This is a genomic window from Pseudoalteromonas rubra (assembly GCF_004212645.1).
Lineage (GTDB): Bacteria > Pseudomonadota > Gammaproteobacteria > Enterobacterales > Alteromonadaceae > Pseudoalteromonas > Pseudoalteromonas rubra_G.
In genome coordinates this window covers 39,809-58,787 of the sequence record NZ_PPUZ01000023.1, presented here as the reverse complement: position 1 = coordinate 58,787, position 18,979 = coordinate 39,809, and the positions used below count along the sequence as shown (strand labels likewise).

Annotated in this window: 14 protein-coding genes and 1 riboswitch; of the genes, 6 read left to right on the top strand and 8 right to left on the bottom strand. The window is 46.3% G+C overall.

What is annotated here, in order from left to right; all coding sequences use genetic code 11:
* Nucleotides 1-242 precede the first annotated feature (242 nt).
* From C3B51_RS09025 to C3B51_RS09010, 4 genes are all read right to left on the bottom strand, one after another.
* Entirely contained in the window at nt 243-806 is a 564-nt protein-coding gene (locus C3B51_RS09025) for a hypothetical protein (RefSeq protein ID WP_130244828.1), read from the bottom strand.
* 51 nt (nt 807-857) lie between these two features.
* A complete protein-coding gene (locus C3B51_RS09020; protein WP_130244827.1) occupies nt 858-1,337 on the bottom strand; it encodes a hypothetical protein in 480 nt (159 codons plus the stop codon).
* 915 nt (nt 1,338-2,252) lie between these two features.
* Nucleotides 2,253-2,531, bottom strand: a complete 279-nt coding sequence (locus tag C3B51_RS09015) for a hypothetical protein (RefSeq protein WP_130244826.1) — start codon at nt 2,529-2,531, stop codon at nt 2,253-2,255.
* Between the two features lie 128 nt (nt 2,532-2,659).
* Nucleotides 2,660-2,977 (bottom strand): hypothetical protein, encoded by a 318-nt coding sequence (locus C3B51_RS09010; protein WP_130244825.1) that lies wholly within the window; start codon nt 2,975-2,977, stop codon nt 2,660-2,662.
* Between the two features lie 283 nt (nt 2,978-3,260).
* Here C3B51_RS09010 and C3B51_RS09005 point away from each other — a divergent pair, with 283 nt between their 5' ends.
* The 3 genes from C3B51_RS09005 (at nt 3,261) to C3B51_RS08995 (ending at nt 6,586) form a co-directional block, all read left to right on the top strand.
* On the top strand, nt 3,261-5,513 hold the full coding sequence (locus tag C3B51_RS09005) for a M14 family zinc carboxypeptidase (protein WP_165389128.1): 2,253 nt from the start codon (nt 3,261-3,263) through the stop codon (nt 5,511-5,513).
* A gap of 145 nt (nt 5,514-5,658) precedes the next feature.
* On the top strand, nt 5,659-6,063 hold the full coding sequence (locus tag C3B51_RS09000) for a DUF1801 domain-containing protein (protein WP_130244823.1): 405 nt from the start codon (nt 5,659-5,661) through the stop codon (nt 6,061-6,063).
* A gap of 160 nt (nt 6,064-6,223) precedes the next feature.
* A complete protein-coding gene (locus tag C3B51_RS08995) occupies nt 6,224-6,586 on the top strand; it encodes a hypothetical protein (protein WP_125717391.1) in 363 nt (120 codons plus the stop codon).
* A 6-nt stretch (nt 6,587-6,592) separates the two neighbouring features.
* Here the strand turns inward: C3B51_RS08995 and C3B51_RS08990 are convergent, their stop codons facing one another.
* The gene (locus C3B51_RS08990) at nt 6,593-7,378 is read right to left on the bottom strand and encodes a class I SAM-dependent methyltransferase (RefSeq protein ID WP_130244822.1); all 786 of its coding nucleotides are present in this window, start codon (nt 7,376-7,378) and stop codon (nt 6,593-6,595) included.
* A 367-nt stretch (nt 7,379-7,745) separates the two neighbouring features.
* Here C3B51_RS08990 and C3B51_RS08985 point away from each other — a divergent pair, with 367 nt between their 5' ends.
* Complete coding sequence (locus C3B51_RS08985; RefSeq protein ID WP_130244821.1) at nt 7,746-9,323, top strand: phage tail sheath family protein; 1,578 nt, start codon at nt 7,746-7,748, stop codon at nt 9,321-9,323.
* A gap of 141 nt (nt 9,324-9,464) precedes the next feature.
* On the opposite strand, the gene C3B51_RS08980 is transcribed toward C3B51_RS08985, so the two are convergent.
* Nucleotides 9,465-9,827 carry a hypothetical protein gene (locus C3B51_RS08980; protein ID WP_130244820.1) on the bottom strand — a complete coding sequence of 121 codons (363 nt, stop codon included), beginning with the start codon at nt 9,825-9,827 and terminating at the stop codon, nt 9,465-9,467.
* A 191-nt stretch (nt 9,828-10,018) separates the two neighbouring features.
* Nucleotides 10,019-14,791: a DUF3320 domain-containing protein gene (locus C3B51_RS08975; RefSeq protein ID WP_130244819.1), complete on the bottom strand. Its 4,773-nt coding sequence runs from the start codon at nt 14,789-14,791 to the stop codon at nt 10,019-10,021.
* Between the two features lie 427 nt (nt 14,792-15,218).
* On the opposite strand from C3B51_RS08975, the gene C3B51_RS08970 reads away from it, so the two are divergent.
* Entirely contained in the window at nt 15,219-16,088 is an 870-nt protein-coding gene (locus C3B51_RS08970) for a hypothetical protein (RefSeq protein WP_130244818.1), read from the top strand.
* A 51-nt stretch (nt 16,089-16,139) separates the two neighbouring features.
* On the opposite strand, the gene C3B51_RS08965 is transcribed toward C3B51_RS08970, so the two are convergent.
* On the bottom strand, nt 16,140-16,559 hold the full coding sequence (locus C3B51_RS08965; RefSeq protein ID WP_130244817.1) for a hypothetical protein: 420 nt from the start codon (nt 16,557-16,559) through the stop codon (nt 16,140-16,142).
* Between the two features lie 302 nt (nt 16,560-16,861).
* Nucleotides 16,862-16,944, top strand: a riboswitch (cyclic di-GMP riboswitch).
* A 284-nt stretch (nt 16,945-17,228) separates the two neighbouring features.
* On the opposite strand from C3B51_RS08965, the gene C3B51_RS08960 reads away from it, so the two are divergent.
* Nucleotides 17,229-18,971: a cellulose binding domain-containing protein gene (locus C3B51_RS08960; protein ID WP_240701873.1), complete on the top strand. Its 1,743-nt coding sequence runs from the start codon at nt 17,229-17,231 to the stop codon at nt 18,969-18,971.
* Nucleotides 18,972-18,979 lie beyond the last annotated feature (8 nt).

The following is an 18,979-nucleotide window of genomic DNA, read 5'->3' as shown; positions in this document are numbered from 1 at the left end:
ACCGGATCGCAATCTCATACTCACTGTCTCACCGGTTTACTTCCGTGTGGTGTTTAAGTAGATCCCGGCTCGCAAGCGTCCGGGATGACAGTGTTGTTTGTCAGTTTTATTGTTAATCAGAGACTAAGGCATGGATTTAAACGGACTGTGTGTGCATCGACCATAATCGGCTACTCGGAAATGTGCGATAACATACTGTTTTAAACAGGCCTCTGCGAACATCAGTTTCGTGAGGGTGCCTTTTAAAAAACGCCCCCCAACGCATTGACAAACGCATCCGCCACTATACTGCTAAAGTTCCAGCTGGCCTCATTCCCAAATAGCTTGTCTGAGCCGTATCTCAGCGCACTGTTAGCTATTCCTCCTGCCGTATCAAACACCATATTGCCTGAGGTCATGCCCCCTGCCAGACTATCCCGGTTGCCCAGCCCAAGCTTACCACCTGCATATGCGCTCAGTGCCGACGCCGCCACATTGCCCCACCTGAAACTGGTGTCATTGCCCACGACCTTGTTGGCAACCACCGTACTCACCGCACTGGTGGCACCCAGCGCCGCTTTACCCACGCTACTGAGTTTGTACACCCCATCCAGCGCTTTGCCAGCACCATTAACGGCGTTAATCGCGTTACCTGCTTTGTCTGCCGCCGCAAACACCTCCATCCTTCTGAGCACATGTCCGGCACCTGCCGATAAGCCTGCCGTTAACCCCGAACCCAGCGCTGATTTTAATGAGAAGCCGTAAACCAGATAGCTTTCGCACTTATTATCTGAAATCAGGAGTACCACCAACAATACTATTGCCAAAGGCATCAGCTAGAGTTTATAACTATTGGATGCCTTTTAGGCTTCCAATAGTTAAGCGTTATTCCTTTTTTCTACTTTTAATATACAGGGAATATCCAATGGCCGCTTTTCGCCTTTAACCATTGCTGTCGGTCCTTCACCTTTAAGCCAGATATAATGTATTCTAATTTCACCTCCCAAAGAGAAATCTTTTGAACCAGAGACATACTCTTTCCAACAACCAACCTTCGCTGCATGATGGGTAGGACTAGGTCTAAATAGTTCAACATTTTCAACTATTACTTTCTCCCCTATGTATGGGTCATATGTATTTATACTATCAATCTTTTTCAGTTTACCTTCTATAATAAACACATCTTCATTAGACTTTAATATTTGTTCCAACTCCCACGAATCAAGCCACCCATTAATAATTACTGATACTAACAGCATTAGCATGAGAGCAAAGCATGCTTTCATCATTGAATTATTATTCGCTCTAACTTTAACCAAGCAAAAAAAGCAAGTGTTAGTATGAAAAACAAAAAACACTCTTCACCAGTTATACTTCCAACTTGATATATGGGTGCCCAAGTAAAATTACTACTCATGCCTCATTCCTTATGAAATAGGTTGTTAAATGCGTAAACTGTTTTACCAAATATGCCTAGATTAACATATAAGTTTGTTTGCTCAGGGGCAAAGCTAAGTGAGCCCGTTATCACAGTTATATTCACAGCGGTGACAGACGCACCGGATCGCATTCTTATACTCACTGTCTCACCGGTTTACTTCTGTGTGGTGTTTAGGTAGATCCCGGCTCGCAAGCGTCCGGGATGACGGCGTTGTTTGTCAGTTTTACTGTTAATCAGAGACTAAGGCATGGATTTAAATGGACTGTGTGTGCATCGACCATAATCGGCTACTCGGAAATGTGCGATAACATACTGTTTTAAACATGCCTCTGCGAACATCAGTTTCGTGAGGGTGTCTTTCAAAAAGACATCCCCAAAACAGATACATTGTTACCACTACTGAGCCACAAAATGTCTAAAGCATTCCTGACACAGCCAATGACTATTAGATCTATAACCTGCGCCTGATTCTAAATCTTCGGATTTGAAAATAGTCCAATAACAAACTGTGCAATGTTCATGGTCATTCTCTGCTTCGAAAATAATATATTGCCAATTTTTATCTTTACACCAAAGAACAGTATCTTTGATATCTGAGTATTGCCACTCTTCACCATGAATTAGAATATTCTGCAAAACTTCACCTACAGTTGTGCCGTTTTAGTATTCATGCGTATTTAATTGAGCCGCCTGCAAACGCCATTGCAACAGGTATCCACTTATAACCTTGCGTAGCAAGTGACTACTCTTTCCAAACACTGGGACCTGTACCCATAATTTTGTATGAATTTCTACGTAACTGCCCACATAACTCTGACACTGGTTGCTTCCTCTACTTTGACTCTCTCCAGTCTTTAATGACTGTAGTTAAATCAAACTCGTTTCTAAAGTTTGACTTCCGACTTGAGTAAACACTGGGGTTAAAAGCGATACTTTTCGCCAGTTCTTCAATAAACGAACGACCAAAGCTCCTGTAAGAAGATACTTCAGCTTGAGAGAGTTGGATATCGACATTAAACATGGCAACACCACCGCAAAGGACGGTTAAATACATGTCATTTTGATCCTGAAATAATAGCCATGACCAGCTTTCTTCATCTACAACAAACATATCACCTCTGGTATTTATAACGGTGCACAAAGCCAACCATATCAGCCCTATCTTATGTTGTATATGAGCCAAACAAAAGCATGGAAACTCGATGGTCTAACCCTGATTTAAATTTACTGAACTAATACCTAGTCCGCTATGCCGTGTAACATTTCACCTTTATCAAGGGCATAGCCGATTACCGCTAAGAGCTTATACAGTAAGTGCCTTTCTTCATCAGACGGGTCGCCAACTAGCAATTCACCTAATTCAGTTCTGGCCTGGCACAGTTCAGCGACAGAAAATGAACTATCGCTAAACTGATCGCAAATATTTCTCAGAAAGAAATTATCTGATTTCTTTAGCAAAGCGCATATTAACGGATACTCTTTGAAGCAAATAGAAGCCACTACGACAGGGGCGTCCTTCAAATATTTGCTTTTTCCAACGGCCAGATCGTACGCCATAATTTAGTTTTCCACCTTGCGAATGATTACACGACCCCCACCATCAGGGCCATCCACTTTAAATCTCATACAGCAACGCCTGTACTTTTTTTAATATAACAACACAGCGCGTGCAAGCTCAAAATAACTGACTATTCAAAGCCCTCCCCAACTTCCCAAAAAAAGCCCACACCTGACCAAATAGCAAACAACCTCATTCTTATGTAGTATCTTTGGGTAAGTCACCCATCGCCTAATGGGATGGCAAAACAGGAATTTATACTACCCAATAGAAGGAAATACTATGTTTAAAAAGATGCCAGGACTGGCGCTGTTGAGTGCGGTGAGTTTTTCACTTGCGGCTCATAACACGCCGCACGCAACAAGTTCATCGACGCTTACACAGCAACACGCCACTCAGTCAGCTTATCAGTTGGTCTTTTTCAGTGACTCTCAAAAAGCCGAGTATCTGGCGAACTACCATAATGCGATACTCGAAGTAACACACAACCATGTTGTGCTGTCTCTCAGTAAAGCGGAATCTGAAGCTTTGCGCGCTGACGGTGCCTTAATCATCGCAAGGCCGGATATGAACCGCCGCACTCAGCCGCAGCGTAAAACCTCAAAAACCATGACCAAGCCCGCCGGTGGTGCTGTAACGCCATCTCAGACGTCTGGTATTCCTGCATTTGCGTGCTACCCAACATTGGCTGAAACACAACAGCTGGCCGAAACACTGGCGCAGACTTATCCGGATTTTGTGGAGCTAAAACATATTGGCCCATCGTGGGAAAAAAGCCAGGGTCTGGGTGGTCACGACCTGACGGTGTTAGTGCTGAAAAATAAAAAGAAAAACAACTGGCGTAAACGCCCTGCACTGTATATTCAGGGTGCTATTCATGCCCGCGAATATACCCCTGGCGCAATGACCATTAAATTTGCTCAGTATCTGCTTGAGCATCGAGACACAAATGCCGATGTGAACTGGATCCTCAATGAGCGAGAAATTCATATTCTGCTGATTGCCAACCCGGATGCCAGGGTGCTGGCAGAGCAGGATGAAATGTGGCGGAAAAATACCAATACGGCTTACTGTGCACTGGATGAGTCAAAGCGCGGAGTCGATCTGAATCGTAACTTTGATTTCGCCTGGGCGTCGCCTGTTGGCGGCTCGACGGACGACCAATGTGCAGAAACCTATCACGGGCCCAGTGCTGCGTCTGAGCCCGAAACCCAAGCGATCCAGGCTTATTTGCGCACAGTGTTCAAAGACAGACGAGGCAACTTGCCAAGCGATCCTGCCCCCAGCTGGACTCAGGGCGTGTTTCTGGACTTACACAGTTATGGCCGTTATGTGATGTGGCCGTGGTCGAGCGAGCTGACGCCCAATCCGAATGCCACTGAGCTGGCTATGCTGGGACATCGCCTGGCGGCTTACAATGACTATCTGGCTTTTGAAACAAAAGAGCGAGTTCAATATGGCGGCACAGCAACCAACTATGCCTACGGGCAATATGGTGTTGCCGCTTACACGCTGGAGCTGGGCACCTGGTTTTTTGAAAGCTGCGCTAACTTTGAGGGGGAGATCTGGCCAAATAATCTCAATGCGCTCATTTATGCCGCCAAAGTTGCCAAACGCCCTTACAAACTGCCTGATGGTCCGCAAATTATCGACCTCAGATTGCAAGGCGCTGAGCGCACTGCGGTGCCAGCCGGTACGCCCGTCAACATAATCGCACAAATCGCGGATGATCATTTTGGTCCTGCTCTGAGTGGCCAGATGCCGCGCAGTCAGGCAATTAAAAAAGTGCTGCTGACTATTCGAAAGGAAGGCCATCACAGAGCCCGTCGGGTGTTACTGAGCGCTGAGGATGGTGCCTTTGACTCAGCGCGCGAAGCCATTAACTATTCGCTGGATACCCGTCGCTGGCGCAATGGCCGCTATATATTGACCCTCAGAGCGCAAGATGAAAGCGGCCAGTGGGGTACCCGCTATGCCAAATTCCTGACCATAGATAACGCGGCGCCCGAAAATAATCGGGCACCAGTGGCCGACTTTAGCAGCGACTGCCGTTATGCCATCTGCGGTTTTGACGGAACGACCAGTCAGGACGATCAAGATGGCCTGAGCTATCGCTGGGTATTCGAGGGAGCACGATTTTATCGTGTGTTCCACGGCCAACAAGTTGAGATTGAATTTGGCCGGGCCGGAGACTATCAGCTGACCTTGCAGGTTGAAGACCGCCATGGATTGCGCGACACCAAATCGGTCAGTTTAACGCTGGATGGGGTGCGTCCGCCAGTGGCTCAGCTTAGCTATCAATGTAACGGGCTAAGCTGCGAATTTGATTCGTCAGCCTCTTATGATCCCAACGGAGAAATTGTGTCACGATACTGGCAGTTTGGTGGCGACGATCCGGCCTATATTCCGGGCGAAGCAAAAATGACGCACACCTTCCCTTCACCGGGTGAATACACCATAATTCTGGTGGTGGTAGACAATGAATATCAATCGGGTGTTATTAGCCAGACTATAAAGGTAAGCGAAGACGAGTAGCCACTTACAAACAGCATGAAGCTTGAAGATTAGCTTCGTGCTGTTTTAATCCGGCTAAAATCAAAATTGAAAAAGCACATCGCCAAGCGCTAAAGCACCTATTTTCGGTTAGTATACGCGTTCGGCATGATAGACAGGAAAACCTATGAATAAGGCAATCAAAGAGCAATTCGATACATACCCTGAACATGTTAAGTCGCGCTTACTGGCGCTGAGGGAGCTGATCTTTGCGGTTGCAGCTGAACAGGCCCTGGGTGAAGTCGAAGAGTCTCTAAAATGGGGAGAGCCAAGCTACAGCGTTAAAACTGGCACCCCACTGAGAATGGACTGGAAAGCGAAGTTGCCGGAGCGTTACTGTCTTTTCTTTCACTGCCAAACTAAGCTGGCCGATACATTCCGTGAGCTGTACGGTGACGCAATTGAGCTACAAGGCAACCGGGCAATTATGTTGCCGTTGTCCAAGCCATTGCCAGACGCAATGATCAGGCACTGCATAACACTGGCTTTAACTTATCAACAGCGCAAACACCTGCCGCTTCTTGGTGCTTAACGATTAGCGTTTACGCCTCATCATTGAGTGTAAACGTCAACTTTCTCAACAGCTCAATGGCTTTAAAGACGCCGATAACCCGATAATAAATAACAAAAGTTTAGCACCCTAAAAGTTGTAAGCTATGCTCAATAGTGTTTGATTTTCAAAAGGACAGGCTATGCAACACGCACTTAAACTTTTTCTTTCGATTGTGATTGTGGTCGTGACTTTTATCGCGTCGGCAACACTGGCTGGCATGCTGGCCGAGTATGCGGGTTGGTGGAAAAAACCGGTGATAGGGGGCGTAGCAGCCGCTTGCGTGGTGCTTGCAGGCTATTTGAGCGCACCCGACCATAAGTTGTATTGTGCCGCAGCCTGGCTGGTGATTGGTGCAGTCGTGGCCGGAGTAATGTCAGAGACATTCATGTATGCCGAAGACGCGAATACCTCGCTACCTTTGTATATCACCTACGCCTGTGGTTTTGCGACCTTGCTGCTTTGCTGGGTTTGGGAGCGCAAACAATTTGCACCACACCAATAGCACGGATCAATTATCTGGGCCCTTGCGTTTACTGGCTTTAATCGAATACAGCATAGGCACCTGCTGGCCCCGGTACAACTTTTGATACCCAAGCTCAGGCACAAACTCCAGTCCTTCAAAGCAATCGTATGGGCTGTAAGGATGTTCAGCAAAGAGCTCAATGCTCAGGCCAGCCATTAGCAACGCGCTGATCACATCACTGATCGAGTGAGTCCAGGTTACTGTGGTGCTTTTGTTGCCATCGCAGTTTTCCGTATAAGTGCCCTCTTGCTCAATATCCGGCGAACCATGAGGAAAGTAGGCATAGCCTGCCAGCAAGTCGTTAATTGGGTGAAATTCCACCAGATGGAACGCACCATCAGGTTTGAGCGCGCCCGCCACCGTGTTTGCCCATGCGGTTAAATCGGGCAGCCAGCACAGTACACCGTAAGAGGTAAACACAATATCAAACTGGCGCGTATTAACTTGGCCAAACTGGAGCACATCGCTTTCGATAAACTCAGCTCTGAGGTTAACCGCACCTTTAAGGGCATTTGCCTGCATTATGGCACTTGCGGATAGGTCTACCCCTGTCACATCAGCCCCCAAACGCGCCCAGGATAAGGTATCCTGGCCAAAGTGACATTGCAGATGCAACAAGGATTTGCCTTTAACCGCCCCCACCTGCGCCAGCTCAACCGGGTTCAATGAACATTGCCCGGCTTTAAACCCGGCAACATCATAAAATTCAGACGCCACATGCACCTGAGTTCTTTTATCCCAGGCTGATTTATTAATGCTTAAATAATCCATGATATCAATTAATTGTAAGTTCCTTAATGATTGTCCAGTAACATAGCGCAGACGCATGAACGGTGCAAACCATCGTGAAAAGTTACGGCCTGAGAAATTTAGTCGTCCAATAAACGCAGCACACAATATCTAACTTGCGCATTTATTGATCCTGACAACTTTGGTAGTTGAGTTGGGTAAAGTCAAACAGAACAAGTTCAGGCGCTGATCCATTTGAGATGACAGAGTTAGTCTGTCACAGGGACGAGCGCAAAAAACGCATCATTGCTAGCATTGACTATTATGATGTAAAACAAAATAACAACTTCACTTCGCTAATATCAGGGACAGTGAACCCAGTCATACAGGAATAGAGGCAAATATTGCAATGGTCACTTCAAACATTAAAACTCCTGGCGTTTACATTGATGACGTAAATGCTTTTCCTAACTCGGTTGTGCCAGTAGCAACTGCAGTACCGGCATTTGTAGGTTACACACCAGCTGCCCAGTACCAGGGCAAATCGTATTTGAACAAGGCGCAAAAAATTACATCTTTTGCTGAGTTTCAGGCAATCTATATGAAGGAAAACCCGCCGCCACCTGCCGATCCAAGCGTGCAATATCACCCTGAATACTATTTGATAGAGTCTGAGCAACAGCCCGACACCGGCGACTATCTGAACATTGCAGGACGCTATTACTCAGTCGTGCCAGATCCAGCTAGCATTTACTATTTGTACAACAGCGTGCGCTGGTTCTATGAAAATGGCGGTGAGGATGCCTATATTGTGTCTGTCGGCACCCATGGTAACAGCGCCGGAAAACCAGGTGCTGTAGGCGCTCAGGTTGTTAACCCGAACGTAAAACTGGCTGAGCTACAGGCAGGTTTATCATTACTTAAAAACGAACAAGCACCTACTATGTATATTTGCCCGGAAGCAACCTTGCTGCCTGTGGCCGACAATGGCACGCTGATGCAAAGTATGTTGCTGCAAGCGGGGGAGATGCAAACCGCCATCTGCCTGTTCGACATCATAGGCGGCAAAGCACCAGACCCCATCACTTATACACAAGATATCGAAGTATTCAGAAACAATACGGGCGCAAACGGCCTTAAGTTCGGAGCAGCATACTACCCTTTTGTAGGCACCGCCCTGATGCAGACTGATGAAGTTAACTATACCAACCTGTGTGGTGGCGACCTTAAAAAATTACAGCCATTACTTAGCCCGGAATCGGCACCGAACGCTGCAGCAGAAGAGATCATCGCCAAAATAATTCAAAATGATGGGTCTATGACCACATCGCAGTACCATGCAGCGCTGCTCAGTGCCTCAAAAACCTATTCGCAAATTATCTCGTATGTTCTGCGCGATGCCAATGTATTACCCCCCAGTGGCGGCATGGCCGGTGTTTATACGGTGAATGACAACCAAATGGGTGTCTGGAATGCACCGGCGAATACAGGTATTGTGGGTGCAACGTCTTTGCCCATTCGACTGAGTGATACTCAGCAGGAGAATTTAAACGTTGACGCCATCACGGGCAAATCTGTCAATGCCATTCGCTTTTTCAACGGCCAGGGTATTCTTGTTTGGGGAGCCCGCACCCTGGATGGCAACTCACAAGACTGGCGCTACATTCCGGTGCGCCGCACCATGACCTTTATTGAACAGACCTGCAAACAGGTAGCTCGTACCTATGCACTTGAGCCCAATACGGCAAACACTTGGGCTGCAATAAAAAACGAAATCAGCAGTTTTCTGACTAACGTCTGGAAAGAAGGGGGATTGCAAGGCTCATCGGCTGCCGACGCATTTCAGGTCTATTGCGGTTTAGGTTCAACCATGACCAGCGACCATTTACTCAATGGTCTTTTAAGAGTGAGGGTTGAGGTAGCCGTTATGCGCCCGGCAGACTTTATTGTGATCGAGTTTGAACAGGAAATGGGTAAATCGGGTTAACGGCCGTGACTTTGGATATTGTGCCAAACACCCAAGTTTTGAGGGAGATATTCAAGCCAATCTGAGCTTTGCTTGCACTAGAATAACTGTACAATTGTAAAGGGGCTGCCAGCTGGCAACCCCCTTTACAAAGCCCATACACTAGGCTTTATTGTGATAAAAACTGCCAGTTTCATAGGGCGTTATCATAGACAGGCCCTTCAGTTGATCCTTTTTAACAGCCAGATGTGATAACGCGTCACTATCTAAGTCCATCGTTTTACCTATCTGACCGCCTTTCAGCCCAAGCTGCTTACCCAGCTGCTCCATTTCTTTTTCCATCTGTGGCAAAATCTCTGTTCTTAGCTGTTTTGCCGCCTGCGCATACCGTTCTCTCTCCTCGGCAGAAGAGGCGTTTTGGGCAATTTGCTCAAACTCAGCAATGCTCTCCTTAGTGCCTTTTACATCACCAACCCGGAAGTTGTAACCAAAATAAATATCCATCAAATTACGTGGTAGTTGCATAGCGTCAGCTCCTTGCTATTAGTAAACCCTATGAAAAACAAAGCAAATATCACGCCAACTAATTAAAACGCTTAGGGTTTTTATGTGATATCTAAGCGTTTAAGTGCAAGGTGCGCTCACAGCGGTATTCAGTTCACCAAATTAATAGGGCTTAATATACCGGCTCAAAACAAGCCACTGTTTCGCCTCACTCAATTCCTCACAGCAATTTTTAATCTATCGTTTTCACTGGTTAGCACGCCTTTTTTACATTGCTCTTGTGCCAGACGATTCATCCTTTCAACAGCCTGTGCGGTGGCACGTTGAAATCCTAGTAAACCAAGGGCGGCAGATGCCGAGTCAGTCATGTTAATTGCATGTGCGTCCCGTACTGTCAACAACAGCGCGTTGGTAAGCTCAGCGTCACAGACATTTTCCAGCTTTTTCATTGAGGGGTCTGTGGCATCCCAATTGCGTAATTTAACGCTAGAGACGCCTTTGGGCCACAGAACCCAGTTATCGTCTTTTTGAATTGCTCCTTTGTCCGCTAAACCATCAATAGCTTGATCCACAATCCGTTTTATTTTACTGCCAACACGAGATAACCCTGCGGCATTGGCCAAACGGCTTGCAACTATGGAAGCAAAAATAGGGTATTCACTGGCCACAACTCGCTCAATCGCATGCTCAATAGCGCTTAATGGAATAGCACTAAAATCATCAACCTTGGGCATGTTAAGTTCAGATGCATCCACTTTTTTATAAGGGATTTTGCATGCATCAAATATCGCTTCTTCTGCCACTTCATTTCTTTGTATTACCGGGACTGAGCCTTGCTCCTCTATTTCTGCAGCCACAGATAACGTATCAGCCAATACCGCAGCCTGTTCAGTGTCACCTTCCAGTGCAGCAAGGTGTGCATCGTGATTTAATATGGCCTCCTCAATCATCACTTTCAGTCTTTGCAGCTCTGATTTTGGATCTCTGTACCAGTCGGTTGACCAGATGCGCGCAAATTTCCACCCTAACCCCTCTAGTACGCTTTGTCTCAACCGCTCCCTGTCCCTGGCAGAAACCGCTTCATAGTAGCCTTCGCCATCATACTCAAATGCCAAAACATATTGATCAGGATAACTTGGGTGGCGTATTGCCAAATCAATAAAATATCCCTGACTTCCCACTTGTGCCGCAACATCAAAGCCCAAGTTTTGAATGGCATCTTGCAGTACACGACCAAATGCAAAATTTGCCTCCTGCTCGCCTTCAACAGCCGTTTCTGATTTGTTGAATTCAGCAAACTCTAAAAACGCCTGCAATGCACGCAGCCCGAATGGGCTACCACTATCCACTCTGAGCTCTTGCCCATGGAAGTTCGAAAAGACCTCCATAGACAATCGGGCCCTTGATATTAATACATTGAGCCTGCGCTCTCCCCCGGGTTTATTTAATAAACCGAAGTTCTGGCTTATCTGGCCCGACTTCGTTTTTCCATAACAAATACTAATAAAGATGACGTCTCGCTCATCACCCTGAACGTTCTCAAGGTTCTTTACAAAAAACTCATCACCACCAGCATGGCGCTCAAAGAACCCATCAGTTTCAGGATGTAAACGGCGCACTTTTTCAAGCTCCAGAATGATTGCGTCGCGCTGAGACAAACTAAAAGCAACAATACCGAGCGATAAATGAGGTTTGGTCAGAGCGTGCTTAAGCACAGCTGCGACCACCGCTTTTACTTCTCCGGGGTTAGTTCTTGACCCCCCTTTTTCGTACCAGCTCTCTGGCAAATAATGGAACTTCAGCCCGGTTGCATCACGGTGAAATCCGGGGCTCGGAAATGCGATCAACTCATTTTTGTAAAACTGCTCATTTGAAACGGCTATTAACGAATCGTGGCGTGACCGGTAATGCCACTTCAGCATATGGCTTGGCGCACCTTTAGACTCCATCAGCGCCAGTATGCTTTCGATGTCAGCAGTATCACTCTTTTCAAGCTCTTCTTCTTCCAATTCCACCGACTTTGCAAATAAGCTATTAGGTGGCATCTGCTTGCTATCACCAACAACGATCACCTGACTCCCCCGCATCATCGCACCCAATGCATCTGGAGCGGGGATCTGGCTGGCTTCATCAAAAACAATCAAATCAAATTCCAGCGCACCTTGCTTAAGGTAAGTTGCGATAGACATAGGGCTCATCATAAAGATAGGTTTAATCTGTTGAATAACATGGCCCGCTTCACTTAATAATTTTCGCAAAGGAATATGGCGCGTCTTCTTACTGAGCTCCCGCAGTACCAGTTCCATTTCTCCTTTTGCATTTTTATTCGGTAACTGTTCAAACAACTGACCGACAAGCTTTTCCTGAGCGAAAAACAGACTTTCTTCGTCCACTTTTTTGAATTCTTTGATGGTCTTTTCGTGCTTTGTCCGATCAAATTGTCGGATAGATGCGGAGTTAGCATACGCATAATCAACCAAGCCCTGGTAATAGCTTTTCTCAAACACATGCAGCAAAGATTCCGGGGGCTCTTTCCAATTGAAGGCCAGTTTTACGAAGGGCTGGATCTGATATTGCTCAAGTGCAGTAATTATCTGGTTATATCGTGCAAACTCATATAACTGCTCTGGCTTGTTCCAACTCGCTAACAGATCTGACAAAGCACCAAATTTCATTGTCGCAAGTTCATACTCTGACCTTTGTGGATCTATCGCAACGATTTCTGTTAGTCGATTGCAAAGGTGTAACGACTCATTATGTAATCGTTTTAGCCCGTCTGACTCATTCAGTAGCAGTTGTTTGTCTACACCAGCATCAATGACTTTTGCCAGCTTCAATTGCAACTGACCACTATTCACTTTTTGATAATAGTCGCAGATCCATTCAAAAACCCGTTTGAGCTCTGCCAAGTCTGAGTGCTCTCCTTGCCATAGCGGGCCAAAAGCATTCGATAAAAACGTACAGTAGGTATCAAACTCGCGTTTTGCGCTTTTATACTCCAACACTGTATCTAATGACTCTAACCACTTTGCGGGGTTGCCCGGCAAAATCCCTTTGTACAGACCAGAAAGCTTAGTTTTCGCTTTTCTAAAACCAGGCGACAAAAAGCGCCACCATTTATCCGTTTTTCCAACTAACCCTTCACGGATACTCAGTAAATCGGCCTCAAATACAAGTGCAATAAACTCTTCTTCGACTGCCTTTTTAAGCAACATGGTGCGCTCAAGACTCTCCAGACCACGTACTACCTGTTGCTCATCCGAAACCCACACCGAGTTATCTACTTGTACCCCATGCAGTTCAGGCACCTCAGACAACCAGTACGCAGTGGAAATCAATTGAGATACCGCCTGCAAGCTGTCGGGTCTTTCAAGCTGTATGCGCTCTGCAACCGTTTGGCCATGAGAATCCAATGCGCTTAATTCATCTCTCAGTGCCAGCATCGCAGCGGATAACGCCTGATGCATCGCGGGAGAAAAATCCTGGCGGGTAGACATGGCAAACGGGTGCGCGGCTGGCTCCCCCATTTGCTGTATCTGCTGGACCAGTTCGTCGACAATTTTTATTACTTGATGGTATGTTTCGTCTGTCCATTGCGAAAACAGACTAAATGGCAACAGGGGGATCGGTTTATCCGTTGACGCTTGCTCAAGCTGCATCAGCTTACCCAAAGCACTGATATAATTGATTTTGCTATTGAGAATGGGCACTCTCACTTCTTTCGCATAGGAATCCAGTAGTGATTTGGCGGCAGCAAGCTCAGCAAACTCTTGCTCTCTGTCTGCTATCTGGGGCTTGCCTTGTGCCAGTGACTCCGAGATGGAAGCCAGTACCACCTTCTTGGTACTTTTGTGACTGTGCAATTCGAGCACGGCAAGCCCGAGGTGAGTTTCATCAAGTCGCTTCTTCACCACCTCCAGTGCCGCCATTTTCTGTGCTACAAACAGCACTTTTTTACCCAAAGCAACAGCCTCAGCAATGATGTTGGTAATGGTTTGAGACTTGCCAGTACCAGGTGGACCCTGGATGATAAAATCAGCACCCGACTTCATTGCCAAAATCGCCGCTATCTGGCTGGAATCGGCATCTTTTACCAAATGGAGCTTCTCAGGGTGCGCCAATTCACTAGTGTTGTACTCGGCTTCTGGGATAAACCCCTCACTCAGAAGACGTGTCATGAGCGGCAGCTGTTCAGGCTTTTTGCCTTCTGGCCAGCCACTCGGATCTAAATCCATATACATTTGGAATTTGCCAAACGAGAAAAGCCCCAGGCCGATTTTATCCGGGTGGACTTTCCAGCTTGATTGCTTCTCGACAGCATGCGCAACTGCTTGATAGTATTCTGGTAAAGTAGTTTCAACCGTGTAAGTAGGTAATTGTAGTTTGAATTCGGTTCTCAATTTTGCGGCCAGCGTCAGGTTGGAGCCCAGCTCCTCACCCGTATATTTCAGCTTAAAACTATCCCTGGCGGACGATCTTGTAAGCTTTACGGGGACAAGGATCAAAGGTGCATAGCGCGATACACGCGTATTGGACGGTTCATTCCATTGCAAAAAACCCAGCGCCAGGTACATTACTTCTATGCCCTGCTCTTGCAACATTGTGTGTGCATCCGCCTCTAACTTTAAAAGTGCCTTATCAAGCTTTGCAGGCATAAACCCAGTTTGAAGATACTTATCGCTAAATCGTGCCTCCCCCTTTTGCTGCTCCAGATACAAATCCAGCGGAGGTAACTCAGTGTCTTCATCAGACTGAAAAAAAGTACTTTGATCATCGTCGCTGATGTTATTTTGATAAGCCTTTGGTAATGGCAAAAAGCTCATTGTTTTTTCTTTTTCGACAAGCAACTCAAAAACCTGCTCAGACTTTTCGTCTATTATATCTATCGCTTTTCCACTGCTACGATAGTTCAGCTGCGGGTTTGCTCGCAGCCCCATATCAAGCAACTCCAGTCGTGCACTTTCCAATTTCTGCTCAATAGTCATAAACAACCCTTGTAATAACTTATCCAATCAACCTTGAATAAATGGAATAAAAATAGAGCTAACAATAAAGCGTAGAGCCACAAGACTGGTTTTGCCACTTCATAAGTAAATCAGGTAGCTGCTGTAGGTGACGTTTAGTAGAGCCAAATTAGTTGAAGTATGGAATAAACGAATGGATAGAAGGTTAATTACATAATGCATCGATAACCGACGAATATGTGATTCAGGTTTTACCCCAACCGGTAAGACCTGCTCAAAAACTGTTTGAGGGTATCAGATTAAGTATTTCTGACTCCCTCGGATAAGTTTAACTAACACTTCTGATTGACAAGGTTACAAATTATGATAAGTCTACACTAAGAATCTTTTTTAACCAGTAATTACCATGAAATACAGATGCTTATATGTCATTTTTTTGATGTGCTGTATGTCAGTAACCTATGCGAGTGAGACACTGATACCTGTTAACCTAAAACAACTGCACCAGATCATTGAGCTGGCAGACAGGTTGGTAGTAAAAGATCCAAAAAACGCACTGGTGCAATTTGAGTCCGAAAAAAGAGAAGACTTATCAGCTTTGAAAAACAGCCTGGTCATTGAACGCCCCGAAACAGAGCGACTCTGTCTATGCGTTGGTAATCCCGTAATTTATTTCTACAAAGGTGATAAAGAGCTAGGAGCTCTATCACATATTAGCGGTAACTATATACGCTTCTCACACTGGAGCAGTGATGCTTCTGTAGTCGATACAGATAAATGGCTAACCTGGTTTGATGATCGCGGCATGCCGTGGCCACGACAGATGTTTGATACGCGAAGGAAAGAGCAAATACAAAGCCAGAAAAATGAGCAGCGCTGGCTTGGAGCAATGCCCTCGTCAATCAGAGCAGTCTGGGCTGAGGCTCTAACCCCTTATGGCACAAGAGATACACAGCGACTGATGACTCTATTCACAGCGGCAATACCAGATAAACGCCTACAGGTCCTGGCTTTGCTAGAATGGTTTGGCTCCGGCGCTGGACCTTGGTCAGGTTATCCATCCTACGAGGGGGTTGCAAGGAAAATGCTGTTTGACTACTCAACGGCTAACATCATCTCAATCATTAACTCAACCCAGCTAAGTACAGCACAAACAGAAGGAGCAGCCAGGTTTTTTGGAGGTTGGAGCTTTTCACAAAAACGACCCGACGACCTGGAAAAGGTGCCTGATACACTCAAGGAACAGTTATGGGAGCACGTATCAGCAACAATGGATAAAGATAAACTTGCCAGGGCAAGACGCGCATTTAAAAAATGACAGTTACACAGAATCTGTTAAAGGATCCTTGCAGCCTGATACTGATTTGTTCTACAACCCTAACCTACTACAGCGAGCTGATGTGATATTTAAGTTAGCGATTATATCGGCTAGGTTTTTCCCAACCGTCAGGTCAACAATAATTTGGGCTTCAGAGTCTAAATATTTCTTTAGTACATCGTTCGTGCAGACAAAGTTCAGCGTCTTTGCTTTGTATTGGTTTTTCTTTTCTTCGAATAATGCATCACTCCGGCTAAAGCCTTCAACGCCAATTTCTAATGAAGTCACGCCAGTTGATTCATAAAGAGAGAGTAATTTAGCATGTTCTCCATCTTTCAAGTGTAATTGAGCGATATCACTTTCAAGCCTGACATATTCATTTTCTCTATTAATTGCATTGTATATTATTGAAAAAATCAGCCCTAATACCCCGACAAGTACACGTACCAGCTGTGTGTTTTTTTGATTCAAAATACCTCTCCGCAAAGCCTATTAGGCACCATTATTTAAACCCTTCAAACCATCACAAACAGAAAACATACCATAACCAGACTAAATTTAGGACACATTCCGTTGCCCTTTTGCACAATTGAGCCACATTGTGCACATTTCTAAAAATGAGCATAAATCATTAAATTTAAAGGACTTCATAATAGGCGAGGACAAGTTTCAAACAGCCTTCCAGCCTTATTTCAGGTGAAATGTGCAAATAATGTGAAAGTTGCGGTTTGGCCTTTGTGGTTATTGCAATTTTGGGCTAACTTCCACAGACAGGCTTAAAATAGCAAACCTTTCGAAAGAAGGGGACGCAAAGCTTCCGGTCTAAGGTGCATACTAAGATAGCGGGGTTGCTGAATGCCAACGAGTGATAATGAAGTGTGCATACTGTTGTTTTGTATGCGCATTGCGTAGCATATTGGCATTCACGCCTATGGCATCTGTTGTCATACCGCCCTCTCTTAGTCTTTCCTCATCCCTGAGCTTGTCGTTGCAATTTTAACCTGTTCATTCTGGTCGACCGCCTATTCAGCGAAGAACAGCAGGGAAACAACATGTCAGATGACAATGCTCTGGGGAATACTCATGAGACAACATAGATACAACAAGCAGCGCCGGCTTTTTAAAGTCGGGCTCTGTTTAATGGCTTTAGGACACGCTATGCCGGGCCTGGCAGCGCAGTGCGAGTTCAAGGTAAAAAATGAGTGGCAAAGCGGTTATACCGCAGAAGTCACGGTATATAACGATTCCGACGTTGCCTTAGATGGCTGGACGGTCGGGCTTGAGTTTAATCAGGGTGAGTCAATCAACAATGCCTGGCGCGCCCAACTGGGCGGCAGCAACCCCTATCAATTTGAGAACCTCAGCTGGAACCGAAAGATAAACCCAAACTCGTCAAAGTCTTTTGGTTTTAACGTGCAAAAAGCGGCCGGGCAAACCGCCGTTGCGCCTGTCTTCTCTGGCATTTGCGCAAGCAGCGGGCAGGATGACAATAACGAAGTCAGTGTTGCCATTACCGCGTCTGACACCCAGGCCACGGCACCTGCCACCATCCAGTTCAGCAGCGAGCTTGCCAACTCAGCCTCAGACACAGTGAGCTATCTGTGGGATTTTGGTAACGGCCAAAACTCAGACGAAATAAACCCACAGCATACCTTTGAGCAGCCGGGTGATTACCAGGTGTCATTAACCATCAGCGACGGTACCAATAACTACCAGGCAGCACCAATTTCGCTCTCGATTGAACAAGCGCAGCCAGAGTCAGCACAATGTATCTTTGAAGTGGAACAGGAGTGGATCTCAGGCTTTCGCGGCAAGGTCACCATCACCAACACCGAAAGCGTGGCTATTTCAGGCTGGAAAGTGCTGATGGAGTTTGCCGACAACACTAAACTGACCGGCGTCTGGCATGGCAATCACAGTGGCAATAACCCCTATGAGATTGTGAACGAGAACTACAACGGCACCATCAATCCGGGTCAGAGCTTAAACTTTGGTTTTAATGCCCAAAAGGCGCAGGAAAACGATGCCCCTACTACGCCTTCACTTGGCGGTTTATGTTCGACAGATGGCAATATTAACCATGCACCAACGGCCGTTGCGTCTGCCTCTGTAACCTCGGGCCAGCGCCCTTTAACAGTGAACTTTGATGGCAGCGGCTCTTCCGATCCAGACGGCGATACCCTGACCTACAGCTGGGATTTTGGCAATGGCAATACATCCAGCGAGCCAAACCCCGCTTACGTTTTCAATCAGACCGGTACATTTACGGTTAAATTATTGGTCAATGACGGGGTTAATACCACAGTCAGCCAGCCTATCAGCATTCAGGTCGCAGAGCCGGATGTAGCGCCAATCAACGGACCGTTTGAGTTAAATCCGCAAAGCTCCAGCCTGTATTTTGTCTCAACTAAAAAACAGCACGTGGTTGAAGCACACACCTTCGAAAACCTCAGCGGTAGTATTTCTGAGCAAGGGGCAGCAAGGCTCACCCTGGATCTGGCCAGTGTTAATACAGGTAACGACACCCGGGACGGCAGAATGAAGGAGCACTTATTCGATACCAGCTTGTTCCCGCACGCCGAAGTACTGCTCGCGGTTGATTATGCAGCTCTGACAGCATTACCCATTGGCAGCACTGAAAAGCAGACTGTGACCGCCACGCTCAACCTCAAAGGCGTGATAGCCGAAGTGACTGCAGACGTGGCAGTTCGCCGCCTGACGCACACTAAGGTGATGGTGCAAAGCCTTGCCCCTGTTGTGCTGGACGCGACAGATTTTGGTTTAGAGCCAGGTATAGAAACACTGAGAACATTGGCGAATTTATCTGTGATCAGTTACGCGGTTCCCGTGAGCTTTAACTTAGTTTTTGAAGCTCAACAATAGGAGGGAAA